Origin of the sequence: Candidatus Kryptonium sp., from assembly GCA_025060635.1 — a bacterium.
Taxonomy (GTDB): Bacteria; Bacteroidota; Ignavibacteria; order Kryptoniales; family Kryptoniaceae; genus Kryptonium.
On sequence record JANXBN010000004.1, the window covers coordinates 33,773 to 47,334 of the forward strand.

The window sequence follows — 13,562 nt, forward strand, 5'->3', positions numbered from 1 at the left end:
AGTTTTCTTTTCACCATTGAGTAGAGGGGAGATTGTGAGGAATGGGATATAATATCAAAAAATAGATATGGGCGTGTCATTTTTTTGTAATATTTTTCTTCCAAGTAGCAATTTTGCCACATTAGCCGAGAAAAAGCGGGCTTTTTTCTTACTAAAAATCAATAAATTTTTAAAAAAAGTTTGGCATAGTGATTGAGGAATTTTTTTGAAAACAATTAATAGAGAAAATTGCAAATGAAAAAGATTTTGGTTGTTGACGCAGACGAATCAATGAGGAACTTGCTTATTAAGTTTCTCGCTCGCGAAGGTTTTGATGTTTCCGTTGCTGTGTCTGGAAAAGAAATGACCGAGAGAATGTCCCAAGATAAATATGATATCGTCATAATTGACGAGAACATATACAAGCAGGATCAGCTTGATATAAAGATGTTGGTTAATAAGCTGATGCCGAAGGCGAAAATAATTTATATTGCGCCGTTTTATGCTTTGAGCGAATTTCTTGAAGTTGAAGATGAGCGAGTCATAAGATGTGGTCAGAAACTTTTCAGAATATCAGAACTGAAAAGCTTGATAAATGAGTTTAAAAGTTTATCAACTTGAAACTAACTCGGGAGTGTGCACTCCTTTTAATAATAAATCAGTTAAGCACTTATGATAAGAAAAATTTTAATATTTGTAATTTTAATTTCAACCTTTTCGTTCAGATTATCTGCGCAGACAAATGCCGATTGTTTCTCTTGCCATGATGATAAAACCTTAACCATGGAAAAGAATGGCAAAGTTATATCCCTCTATGTTGATCCCAAAAAGTTTGAGGCTTCGGTTCATGGTTCATTAAGTTGCGTTGATTGTCATGAGAATTTCAATCCTGAGGAGATTCCGCACAAGGAAAAGATAGAACCTGTAAATTGTTCTTCCTGTCATTTAGATGCTGTTAAGGGATTTGAGTTAAGCAAACATTCAAAGAAGATCAACTGCGCTTCTTGCCACGGAGATGCTCATGAGTTGGTCAAAACATCAAAAGTTAATTTTGTAAGCAGATGTTCGGCATGTCATACAAAGGAATTTCAAGATTACAAGGTGAGCGTACATTTTAGCTCTAAGGGAGGATCTGATTGCATCTCTTGTCATGGATATCACGCAATAAAAATTGCCTCATCAGATGTTTGTATTAAATGTCATAGTGATAAAAGAATTGTTCAGGAGCATCAGGAGTTTGTTTTGAAATATAGAGAGAGCATCCATGCAAAATATATAAATTGTTCTGATTGTCATACAGGGCATAAAATTTTGAAGGCAAGTGATCCAAATTCAACTGTTGCGAGGGCAAACATCGGAAAAACATGTGAGAAATGTCATGAACAGATAGCGAGAAATTATTTTGAATCAGACCACGGTAAAGCTTTTATAAGTGGCTTTGAAAGCGCTCCATCTTGTACAGATTGCCATGGTGAGCATGACATAATGAGGGTTACAAGTGCGGAGTCAAAGATAAGTAGAGCAAATGAGGTAGGGGTTTGCCTGAAGTGCCATCTTGATAATCCCGAGGTAAGGAAAAGAATGACGCATGTTCCATCTTTTATAGCCTCGTATGAGAATAGCATTCACGGAAGATTGTTCCACGCTGGTAATCATGAAGCAGCTGTTTGTAGTGATTGTCATGGTGCACACGAAATGATGAAGGTAAGCAATCCAAGCTCAAAAGTTTATAAGCTTAATATATCTTCAACTTGTGGTAAATGTCATCAGGAAATATCAAAAGATTTTAATGAAAGTATACATGGCGTTGCCCTTTCAAAGGGTAATTTTGATTCCCCGACTTGCACTGATTGTCATGGGGAACATTTGATCCTTGAGCCAAATGATCCACGCTCGCCAGTTGCTCCACGAAATGTCGCACTTCAGCTTTGTTCAAAATGTCACGCATCTGTAAAGCTATCTGAAAAGTATGGACTTCCTGCTGATAAGTTTAAAACATTTACGGATAGTTATCATGGTTTAAATGTTCGTCTCGGAAATGTTGAAGCGGCAAATTGTGCAAGCTGTCATGGGGTTCACGATATTTTACCTTCTTCTGATCCGCGGTCACGGGTTCATAAGGCAAATCTTGTAAATACATGTGGACAGTGTCATCCCGGAGCCAATGAAAACTTTGTGAAAGGGAAAGTTCATGTAACGGTTGCAAGCTCGGATGAAAAAATTATTTATTGGGTATCAACAATTTATATAGTTTTAATAGTATCAATCGTCGGCTCAATGTTCATTCATAACCTGCTTGATTGGATAAGGAAGACAATAGATAAGTATAAGCAAAAACATTCAGGATTATTTTATTCAACAGATGAATCTCGGAGAAAGACGAATCTTTATTTAAGGATGACGCTTGAGGAAAGAATACAGCATTTTGTTCTCCTCGTGAGTTTCTTCACTCTTGTGATAACTGGATTTATGCTTGCTTTCCCAGATGCTTGGTGGGTTATAGCTATAAGAAACATAGTAGGTGGCGAAGCGGTTTTCAAATATAGAGGATTAATTCATAGAATTGCAGCTGTTTTGCTCGTTCTTGATTCAATTTATCATCTTTATTACATTATCTTCACCAAGAGAGGACGTGAGTTTATCAAGGACATAATGTTCAAAACGCAAGACATAAAAGATATGATTCAAGTTTTAAAATACAATCTTGGGCTTTCAAAGGAAAAACCGAAGTTCGGGAGGTTTAACTATATTGAAAAGAGCGAATATTGGGCTTTAATTTGGGGAACCGTAGTAATGACTGTAACTGGTATTGTTCTATGGTTTGAAAATCATTTCATGGGATGGTTTTCAAAGACATTTGTTGATGTATGCAACACAATTCATTACTTTGAAGCGTGGCTTGCGTTTCTTGCGATAATTGTCTGGCATATTTACTATGTCGTCTTCAATCCCGATGTTTATCCTATGAACTTTGCTTGGATCACCGGTTATTTAACCGAGGAAGAAATGGAAAAAGAACATCCGCTTGAACTTGAAAAAATAAAACTCCAAGAAATTAAAAAAGGGGAACTTGTATGAGCTGTGAAGAAAAAGAAATTAAAAACATAATGATTGAGATTTTGAAAGTTGCAATTGAAAGGGAAAAAGATTCTTTTGATTATTACTATTCGGCTTCATTAAAAGCATGCGAGCCAAGAGTTCAAAAGTTTTTGCTTGAACTTGCAGAGATGGAAAAGGAACATCGCAGATTGCTTGAAGAAAAATTAAAGGAGCTTGAATCCGAGGTTTCAGTCCTTGATGGAATAAGGTCAAGTTTTGAATATTATGAATAAAATATGGAGTTGAAATGAGGCAGGAGAAAGGAATTTTGCGTTTCTCTCTGTCGTGGAGAATTCAGCATTTCCTTTTGATGGTAAGCGTAGTGCTTTTGATAATAACTGGTTTTGCCTTAAGGTATCATGATACCTGGTTTGGAAAATTTTTGATATTCATTGAGGGAGGTTTTGAAGCGAGGGGAACTTTGCATAGGGTTTCAGCAGTGCTTCTTTTTATTACAGCAATTTATCATTTGATTTATATCCTTTTTACGAGCGAAGGACGAAGGGAATTTAGAGAACTGTTGCCGAGGAAAAAGGATTTTGCTGATTTCCTTGAAAGTGTAAAATATGACATTGGGAAAAATGAGAATCCACCGATGTATGGTAGATATTCTTATAAAGAGAAAATTCAATACTGGGCTTTCTTTATCTTTGTTGTGCTGATGATACTAAGTGGGTTTGTTTTATGGTTTCATAATTATCTTTTTGGGGTTTTACCGAAGTGGTTTTTTGACCTTTCGCAGGCATTACATAGTGCGACTGCGACGCTTATAATAACTTTTCTTGTGCTGTGGCATCTTTATCTTGTTCACTTTTCACCTGGTAATTTTCCAATGAATGCTTCTTTCTGGCATGGCTATGTTTCAGAAGATTGGCTCAAGGAAAATCATTATCTTGAATATCTTGAGATAAAAAATAAGGAAAGTGGAAAGACATGAAAAAGTTTTGGTTGTTGACAGTTTTTGTTCTCTTCTTTGTTGAATTTTCAATTTCACAGATCAAGAATGAGCGATGTTTCATTTGCCACGGTGTGAAAAATTTTGGAATTGTTGAGCGTGGGGAATTTAAATCGCTTTATGTTTCAAAAGAAGATTATGAAACCTCGGTTCATGGTAAATTTGCCTGTGTTTCCTGTCATGTTGATGTCCGCGTTATACCGCATTTAACAAAGCCTCAGAAGATCCACTGCTTGCAATGTCACTTTGAAGGTAATGTCGTTGGAGCTCCAGTTACAGCGAAACCTGAAAAATATAAAGAAAGTATACACGGAAGAGCACTTGCAAAAGGTAAAAATGCTCCAGATTGTAAGGATTGTCATACAGTTCATTATGTCAAAAAGCCGGAAGATCCAAATTCAAGCGTTTTTAAAACAAATGTCCCAGAACTCTGCGGAAGATGTCATCAAATCGCAAAAGAGGAGTACTATAACTCAATTCATTGGGCTGGAATTCAAAAGGGTGAATTAGCTGCAGCAGTTTGCACAGATTGTCATCGTGAGCATGATATCTTGCCTCCGGAAGACCCGAGATCAAGCTTAAATCCTAAAAATGTCGTTGCGACATGTGATAAGTGTCATTCCGATGTAAAATTAATGAAAAGGGTTGGTGTTCCTGTTAAGAATCCAGAAGCATATAAAGAAAACTTTCACGGCATAGCGTTGAAGTTTGGAGTTGTAAGAGCTGCTAATTGTGCTTCATGTCATGAATATCATAATGTTTTACCATCGCGAGATCCGAGATCCCCAATTCATCCAGCAAATCTTGCAAAAACTTGTGGAAAGTGTCATCCGAGGGCGAATGAAAATGTTGCGAAAGGGAAATTTCATGTTTTGCCTGGGGAGAAGGATTCAGGAATTGTTTATTATGTTTATACATTCTTTAAGTGGTTCACAGTAATTGTGTTGGCGGGGCTTTTTACGCACATAATACTTGATTTGATCGGACATATAAGAAGGAAAAGAAAAAAGAGCGAATAAACCATGGATGTGAGAAAGGAAGCTGAAAAATTGATCAATGAAGTTGAAAAGGAAAAAGGCATCACGCTTGACGATGAATTCAAAGAAAAATTGAAAGATGAGATTGCGGAAAAGATAAAAGTTGAAATTGAACGAAAGAAGAGAGAAGAAGAGAAGAAAACTAAATCTGCTAAAGAAGAAGAGGAATACTTTATTCGTTTTAGCTTGAATATTCGGCTTCAGCATTTGACACTTGCTATCGGTGTCCTATTGCTGATAATAACAGGACTACCTGTTAAATTTCATGAGTCAAAATGGGCTGAGCTATTCTTTAATTTAATAGGCGGAATACAGGTATCAAGATTTCTCCATAGAGTTGGTGCGGTTTTACTTATATTTGTCTCAATTTGGCATACGATTTATATTGCGTTTACAAAAGAAGGAAGGAACGAGTTCAAAGAACTTCTACCTCGGAAAAAGGACTTTCTTGATTTCTGGCAAAATATAAAATACATGCTTGGAAAGACGAACGAGAGACCTAAGTATGGAAGATACTCATACATTGAAAAATTTGATTACTGGGCTGTTTATTGGGGAATGGTTATAATGGTTGTGTCTGGTTTGATTTTGTGGTTTCATAATTTCTTCCTTGCAATTTTTCCCAAATTTGTCTTTGATATAGCAAAGGAAGCTCATTCAGATGAAGCTATGTTAGCAACTCTTGCGATTGTAGTGTGGCACTGGTATAATGCTCATTTTAATCCGCACATTTTCCCGTTTAATCCAACGATATTCACGGGAAAAATTTCAAAAGAGAGAATGATACGAGAACATCCACTGGAATATGAGAAAATTATGCGAGAGAAACTTATGAAGGAGGAAAAGTCAGATGAAAAGCAAGCGTAAGATAATAATCTTAACTTTATCTATACTTTTCCTTGGTTATCTTTTCTTCCTGTTTTTAAGAACTTCGGATGATCCGGAATACTGCGGTTCATGTCATTTTATGAAACCTTATTATGAGAACTGGTTAACTTCAACGCATAATCAGGTAAATTGCATAACCTGCCATTATGGACCTGGTGTTGGAAATTATCTTAAAGGTAAAGTTAGATTGCTATCTGAAATAGCAAGATATTATCTTGGTGTTTACAATTATGAGATCACTTCAAAAGTGAGCAATGAATCTTGCATTGAATGCCATAAAGAGAAAGATTTTGCAGATAAAGAGATATTTTTTGTAAATGGAAAAGTTAAATTTTCACACGCAAAGCATTTAAATGAAGAAAAAGTCGGTTTTAAGCTGCAATGTCAAACATGCCATTCTGAACTTGTCCAGGGTCGTCACGAGGCGGTTTCTCCCAAAATTTGCGTTCTTTGCCATTTCCCAGGCGGTGAAGTTATGAAAGGGTTGCCTATCTCTAATTGTGCTAACTGTCATGGTCCACCAAAAGATGATATAATGATATGGGGAGTTCCGTTTAATCATTCTGAATATATAAAAAACAACATTGATTGTTCAACTTGTCATCTCCATGTTACGGTTGGACGCGGTGATGTAAGATTGGAGAGATGCGCATCTTGCCATGTTAATGTAACAGAAATAACGCTTAGATCAAAGGAGATGCATCAAATTCATGTAACTAATGAGAAAATTAACTGTTCTAAATGCCATGAAGAGGTAAAGCATGGCAAAGTTGAAGTTTTTGAGGTTTTTTCACCCACATGCCAGGAGTGCCATGGGAATAAGCATTCAGTCCAAGAGAGAATTTATTCAGGAAGTGGTGGTAAAGGTGTAGCGGTTTTGCCGGATCCGATGTTTCTTGCGGGGGTTTCTTGCAGAGGTTGCCATGAAGTTAAACTTGTTAAAGCCCATAATGAAGTAAGCTTTGAGCTGCCTGAGTTTAACCCAAGTTCGTGCAGTGATTGCCATGGGAAGGGATATGATAGACTTGTTCAACAATGGCAAGAAATTGTTAAAGGCAGAATTTCTAAACTTGAAAATGAAATTGAAATCGCTGGACTTTTGAAAAGAGCTGGACTTAAAAAGTTCAATGATGAAAATGTTAATGCTAATTTTGAGATCGTAAAAAAAGACGGAAGTTATGGCGCTCATAATATAAGGTATGTAAACTTGCTTCTTGATGTTATTGAGAAGGAGCTTAAAATATGGGATAAGAAACCAGATATTGAAGTTGTTTATAAAAATAACTCAAGATGTCTTGATTGTCACTTCGGGGTTGAGAATTTAAACAGTACATATAAAGGTAAAAATTTCCCACACGGAGCACATCTTTTTAAACTTAATTGCGTTAATTGTCATACTGGTAGTGAACCTTCACAGGCAGGGCATGGTAAGATATTGGACTTTGTGAATGATTGTAATAGTTGTCATCATAAAAATCTGGCGGTGTCTTCAAACAAGAGTGAATCTAATTGTGAAAGTTGCCATTCCAAGCAAGCTGATTTTTATCGCGGTAAGTTTTTAACTGATTCTGAAGATTTTATGTATCAGGCGGGAATATCATGTCAAGATTGTCATTCTGGAGACAAAAATTTACCTACGAGGCCAAGCGCTGAAATTTGCGGTGCTTGCCACGAACAAAGCTATGTGGATGATTTTGTTGGAAAGCAAAAGCAACTTAGAGAATTAATTGCGAAGTGGAATGGTTTAACCCCAGAAATGATTAGAACTTTGAAGGCGAGCAACAGCAAAGAAGACATAGCGAAATTTGATGAGATTAGAAAAATGATCCGAGAGTTTGAAAATGAGGGATCCTTTGGAGCTCATAATTTGCAATTTATTGATGAATTAAGTCAAAAAATTGAAAGGTTCATTGGAAAATTTGAATTTGTGGAAAGACGAAGTTTGAAATAAACAACCATGACTACAGCAAGGAAAAATAAGATATTCTTAAAGTTTGGCGTAGGAATCCTCATAGCTTTGTTTGTTTTGGCTTTTTCTGCCGAATTTACATCTCGTCCATCGTTTTGCCCAACTTGTCATTATATGGAGCCATTTTATGAAAGCTGGAAAACATCTACGCATAAAGATGTGACATGTGTGAAGTGCCATTTCCCGCCAGGATTTGCTGGCACAGTGAGAGGCAAAGTTGAAGGGCTTGTTCAACTTGTAAATTATTTCGCTCGTTCATATACAAAAAGGAAACCTTGGGCAGAAATTTCGGATGAATCATGTCTGCAAAGTGGATGTCATGACACACGATTATTGAAAGGAAAAGTGGTTTATAAGGGCGTCGTTTTTGATCATGTTCCTCATCTTGAGGAGATGAGGCGAGGAAAGAAGTTAAGATGCACAAGCTGTCATTCGCAGATTGTTCAAGGTGAGCACATAACAGTTACTGAAACAACCTGCTTTCTTTGTCATTTTAAGAGAGATGGAGATATTGAGCTAGTGCTTTATAAAAAGTTATCAAATTGTCAAACTTGTCATCACTGGGAGCTGATCTCAAAAAATGAAATGGCTAAATATAGATTTGATCATTCTGAAGTTGTCAAGAGAAAAATTGAATGTGTCCATTGCCATACTAACACAATAGTTGGAGATGGATTCGTTCCAAGGGAAAATTGTTATGCTTGTCATTTTGACCATGCACGTTTAAGCCAATATGAAAATACAACGCTTCTTCACAGAGTTCATATTACGGAACACAAAATTGAATGTATTCAATGTCATCTGACAATTCAGCATAAAGTCAATAAAACAATCTCCGATGAGAAATTGGATTGCGGTTCATGTCATATAAATGAACACACAACTCAAACGCTTCTTTTTGCTGGAAAAGATATCAATGGCCTAAATGGAGAACCAGATCCTATGTTTGAAGCTGGATTAAGTTGTGCAAGTTGTCATACTTTTCATAATGATGTGACAGATAAAGGGAAAACAAGGAGTTCTCATTTGAAATCTTGTGAAACATGTCACGAGAAAGGTTATACAAAGCTTTTTGCGTTATGGAAGGAATCTATCGCTGAAAAAATATATAAGTTGAAACAGCAAATTCATATCGTTGATTCGCTTGTGAAAAATGTATCAAGAGCAAGAGAATATGTTGAGAAAGCAAGAAACGCAGTTTTTATAGTTGAATCAGGCAAGGCGGTTCACAATATAAAATATTCAGATCAAATAATTATCAGCGGGTATAGATATCTCGTTGAGGCTTTGAAAATCGCGAAGATAAATTATGATGTCTCGGATTTCTTTGTTTCCTCAAAAGTTCCCAAAGAATGTGCAAATTGCCATGCAGGGATTGAGAGTATAACTAATCCTATTTATAGCACTTTATTTTCGCATTCAACTCATGTCCAGAAAAGAGACATCAAATGTGGTGTTTGTCATTCAAATGTGAGAAAGCATGGCGAGTTAATTTTGACAAAAGATAAATGTAATTCTTGCCATCACCAAAATTTAACAGCTGAAGGTTGTAAAACATGTCACCAAGTAGAAAACGAAATTTATATTGGAGCTTTTATGGGGAAGAATATACCTGATGTAATGCATCAAGCTGGCGTTGAATGTGCTGATTGTCATGTTTTGAATAACAAAGTTCTAAAACCTGATGAGAAAGCGTGTCTTAACTGTCATGAATCTGGTTATGATGATATGGCTGTTGATTGGAAAAACGATGTGAAAAAATTTGTTGAAGAGATTAAAGCCTTGAGCTTAAGGTATTTTGAAAAAGACAAGGATGAAATTTTAAAAATAGTCAATCAACTTGAGCGACACGGAGCCGGTGGATTGCACAACTATAGCTTGACTATTGAAGTGCTTAATGATTTGAAAAGAAAGATGAGTGTATCCATAGGAAAAAGGTAGAGTTGATATTTTGATTTGCCTTTGTTAAAATAAATACACAACAAAAATTAACATATGGAGGAGAAATGAAAAAATACTTAATCAGTCTGCTTATACTTCCATTCGTTTTTAACTATCTATTTTCTCAAGGGGCTCCAAAATTCAAATATGTTGGCGTTTCTGTTTGTGCTCCTTGCCACAGGGGTGAGAAGAAAGGTAAGATGTTTGAAATCTGGCAAGCAAGTAAACATGCCAAAGCTTATGAAACTTTAAAGACTGAACAATCAAAAAAGATCGCGCAACAAAAGGGGATTAAAGTTCCTCCACATGAAGCACCTGAGTGCTTGAAGTGTCATGTCACTGGTTATGGTGCACCGAAAGAGGCATTTTTGGAGAGGTTTAAAATTGAAGATGGTGTTCAATGTGAAGCTTGTCATGGACCTGGTTCAGAGTATAAAGCTTTGAAAATAATGCAAAGCAGAGAAGAATCAATAAAGAATGGACTTATTTTGGTGCTGGTTGCTGATGGAAGCGCTGAAAAGCAATGTAGAACATGTCACAATGAGGAAAGCCCAACATTCAAAGGATTTAATTTCAAAGAAGCATGGGCTCAAATAGCACATCCATTGCCAAAGCAATAAAAGTTCAATTTGTAAATAATTTACAAGGCATACCCTCATAAGGGTATGCTTGTTTTGATGATTAATTCAAAAACAGTAAAAAAAATTAAAGATTATGATAAGATCAAGACGCAAATTTTTAGAGGGTATCGTTAAACTTGGGATCATTGGTGCTTTCTATTCGTTCTTTAAAATCTTCGTCCCTGGAACATTGAAATCCCAGGAGAAACCCATAAAAATTGGAAAAGTGGATGAATTTAAACCAGATACTGGAAAAATAATTAGAATTGATAAGAAACCTGTGCTTCTCCTTCGTCTTGAAAATGGTGAGTTCAGGGCGTTTTCGGGCTTTTGCACGCATAAGAACTGTATAGTCCAATATCGTAGCGATATGAAAGCGATATGGTGTGCTTGTCATAAAGGTAAATTTGATCTTGAAGGTAAAAACATAGAAGGACCGCCACCAAGACCACTTGACAGGTTTAGAGTTATCATAGAAAAAGGCGAGGTTTATATAGCAATGTAAATTAAATTTCATCGTAGTTCTTTGCTTTAAAATTAAAAATCAATCAAAGATGAAAATACTAATTTTTCTTCTCATACCAGCGATCTTATTCTCGCAAAATCTGAATCTTCGCCTTACGACAACCGCTTACATGTGGCAAAGATATGAAACGCCAGAAGCTAAAACGAATCATCTCAGAGCATTCCAACTTGCACAGTTAACACTAAGCAAAGGCAACATTTCACTGCATTCTTTTGTGAATCTTTCCAATGATTTTAGAGAAAGGCAAACCGATGATCCTGCGTTGAGATTTTATAATTTTTATCTAAACTGGCGAAATATATTCAACCGATTCAACCTTAAACTTGGTAGATTTGCTGTTTATTCAGGGGTTGGAGTTGGAACAATTGATGGAGCTTATGTCAATGCAAAGATAACGAAATTTTTGAGCGCAAATGTTTACGGTGGGTTCCTGATGCCACAGAACCAGAAATTTTCACTTAACGATGATCCCCGAAATAATCATATGTTCGGAGGGCAACTAAAACTTTCCTTAGGTTCATTAAACGCATCTTTAAGTTACTTTAACCAGCATCGTAAACCTAAAACTTATGAAGCATTGCGCGCGGATAGCCTTGGTGATGTCTTCGTTCAGGAAATAAACTTGACCTCCTCACAATATCAGATAGTCAGCGGTGATCTAAATTATGAATTCTCAATTTTTGAGGTTTATTCACGAATTGATTACGACATTAATAATGTTAAAATTTCAAGGGGCGAAGTTTCAGCGGGCGTTAATTTGTTTAATAAATTAAAATTAAGCGCTAGCTATGATTACCGCGATCCGAGGATCCCAGTGAATTCAATTTTTGCTGTTTTTAATTATGGGGTAACAAAAGAGATTGAAGTGGGAATACACTATAGAATCTCACATCTTCTCAGAATTTACACTGGTTTCTCAAATGTTAATTATGTTGATGACAAATCTCAAAGAATTATTGCTGGATTTGATGCGGGATATGCTTCCATTAATTTTGCGAAACGGCTCGGCTATGCTGGTGAACTTGATGGTGTTTCTGCACAAGTTTATTATCCGATGTTTAATAACAAATTTATACCGAATGCAACTTTAAGTTACGCTTCTTACAAACTCTGGGAAGGTGGCGAGAAGAACAAGAATCTTGTTGTGGGACTTGGTGCAAATGTTAAGTTAAATAACGCAATTTCTTTTGACATTCAATCGCACTATATCCAGAACCGAATTTACAAATCTGATTTCAGAATTTTCTTCAAGTTCAATTACTGGTTGTTTACAAACATCGGTCTTATCAAATGAAAATTAACTTGGTTTAAGAAATGAAAATTTGGAAGCTTTTAACTTTTTATGTCTTATCAATTTTGCTGATCCCGCTTTCTTTCGTTTTTGTCGCTTTTTCGGATTCAAAGACATCCGAGCGGGAGGAATTTTATGGAGACAATGTGAAACAATGGATGAATGTTAAGTTTTCTCATAAATTTCACGCAGAAAATGTAGGTTCCGAATGTACTGATTGCCATGCTGACGCTTTAACAAGTGAGAAGGCATCCGATTTTCTCCTTCCTAAACAGGAAACTTGTTTCAATTGTCATGATCAGGAATCAACGCCTTGTGAATATTGTCACACTGATACTAAGAACATGGTCCCATATGAAGCGCCTGTGAGAAAAATTATATTCTCTCATAAGTTTCACATTGAAAATCAAAAGTTAAATTGTCTTGATTGTCACGCTGGGGCTGATAAAGTTGACTACGCAACACCTGAGCATCTACCAAGTATGGAAAACTGCTTCACTTGTCATAATAATCGCACAGCAACGAACGAATGCGAATCATGTCATATAGAAACGGTTACGCTCTTGCCAGCAAGCCATAAGGTTGTTGATTTTGCATCTGAGCATAAGAAATTTGTTCGTGCGGGTGGAGCTGAAAACAATTGTATTACTTGCCATACTGATGATTTCTGTCAACAGTGTCATGATGGTGTTAATCTTGTAAGAGTTCAACTCACGGGTGGAGATTCCAATATACCATTTACACCGCAAAGTTCAGGTAAACAATCGCTGGTTTTACAAAGAGTGCATGATTTGAATTATCGTTATACGCATGGAATTGATGCGAAAACTAAAGAAAAAGATTGTTATGTTTGTCATGATCGTCAAACATTTTGCGGTGGTTGCCATGCTCCAAATGGTAATATAGCTTTAAGTCAAGTTAAGCCTGAATGGCACAGCGGTAATGATTTTACAACAATTGGGGTTGGCACAGGTGGAGGAAGACACGCAAAGCTTGCAAAGCGAGATATTGAGATGTGTATGAGTTGCCATGATACAGAGGGTGCTGATCCAACTTGCATAATGTGTCATGTTGATAGAAATCCTGGGCTTGGTAACGACCCCAAAACCCATCCGAAAAATTATATGAGAGATGTGAATGGTGACTGGCATACCAACGATGGCTCGGTGTGTTATAGCTGTCATATTAATACAAGGAAATCTGGATTTGGTTTCTGTGGTTATTGTCACGGAGCAAAATAAAAATAAAATTTAGCGA

General features: G+C 36.4%; 12 protein-coding genes. All 12 read left to right on the forward strand.

Annotated features, from left to right (window positions below):
- Positions 1-234 precede the first annotated feature (234 nt).
- The 12 genes from NZ923_06695 to NZ923_06750 all read left to right on the forward strand — a co-directional run bounded on the left by NZ923_06695 (position 235) and on the right by NZ923_06750 (position 13,546).
- Positions 235-600, forward strand: coding sequence for a response regulator (locus tag NZ923_06695; GenBank protein MCS7229706.1), 366 nt, complete (start codon positions 235-237; stop codon positions 598-600).
- A gap of 51 nt (positions 601-651) precedes the next feature.
- Positions 652-3,057: a cytochrome b/b6 domain-containing protein gene (locus tag NZ923_06700; protein MCS7229707.1), complete on the forward strand. Its 2,406-nt coding sequence runs from the start codon at positions 652-654 to the stop codon at positions 3,055-3,057.
- On the forward strand, positions 3,054-3,311 hold the full coding sequence (locus NZ923_06705) for a hypothetical protein (protein MCS7229708.1): 258 nt from the start codon (positions 3,054-3,056) through the stop codon (positions 3,309-3,311). The genes NZ923_06700 and NZ923_06705 overlap by 4 nt, the downstream gene beginning before the upstream one ends.
- Positions 3,312-3,325: 14 nt before the next feature.
- Positions 3,326-4,015, forward strand: a complete 690-nt coding sequence (locus tag NZ923_06710; GenBank protein MCS7229709.1) for a cytochrome b/b6 domain-containing protein — start codon at positions 3,326-3,328, stop codon at positions 4,013-4,015.
- Entirely contained in the window at positions 4,012-5,052 is a 1,041-nt protein-coding gene (locus NZ923_06715) for a NapC/NirT family cytochrome c (GenBank protein ID MCS7229710.1), read from the forward strand. The genes NZ923_06710 and NZ923_06715 overlap by 4 nt, the downstream gene beginning before the upstream one ends.
- 3 nt (positions 5,053-5,055) lie before the next feature.
- Positions 5,056-5,937 carry a cytochrome b/b6 domain-containing protein gene (locus NZ923_06720; GenBank protein ID MCS7229711.1) on the forward strand — a complete coding sequence of 294 codons (882 nt, stop codon included), beginning with the start codon at positions 5,056-5,058 and terminating at the stop codon, positions 5,935-5,937.
- Complete coding sequence (locus NZ923_06725; GenBank protein ID MCS7229712.1) at positions 5,921-7,909, forward strand: cytochrome c3 family protein; 1,989 nt, start codon at positions 5,921-5,923, stop codon at positions 7,907-7,909. Before NZ923_06720 ends, NZ923_06725 begins: the two co-directional genes overlap by 17 nt.
- Before the next feature lie 6 nt (positions 7,910-7,915).
- Complete coding sequence (locus NZ923_06730) at positions 7,916-9,868, forward strand: NapC/NirT family cytochrome c (GenBank protein ID MCS7229713.1); 1,953 nt, start codon at positions 7,916-7,918, stop codon at positions 9,866-9,868.
- Positions 9,869-9,933: 65 nt separating this feature from the next.
- Positions 9,934-10,488 (forward strand): cytochrome c family protein, encoded by a 555-nt coding sequence (locus NZ923_06735; protein MCS7229714.1) that lies wholly within the window; start codon positions 9,934-9,936, stop codon positions 10,486-10,488.
- A 94-nt stretch (positions 10,489-10,582) separates the two neighbouring features.
- Positions 10,583-10,993, forward strand: coding sequence for a Rieske (2Fe-2S) protein (locus tag NZ923_06740; GenBank protein MCS7229715.1), 411 nt, complete (start codon positions 10,583-10,585; stop codon positions 10,991-10,993).
- A gap of 49 nt (positions 10,994-11,042) precedes the next feature.
- On the forward strand, positions 11,043-12,308 hold the full coding sequence (locus tag NZ923_06745) for a hypothetical protein (GenBank protein ID MCS7229716.1): 1,266 nt from the start codon (positions 11,043-11,045) through the stop codon (positions 12,306-12,308).
- Positions 12,309-12,328: 20 nt separating this feature from the next.
- Complete coding sequence (locus tag NZ923_06750; protein ID MCS7229717.1) at positions 12,329-13,546, forward strand: cytochrome c family protein; 1,218 nt, start codon at positions 12,329-12,331, stop codon at positions 13,544-13,546.
- Positions 13,547-13,562 lie beyond the last annotated feature (16 nt).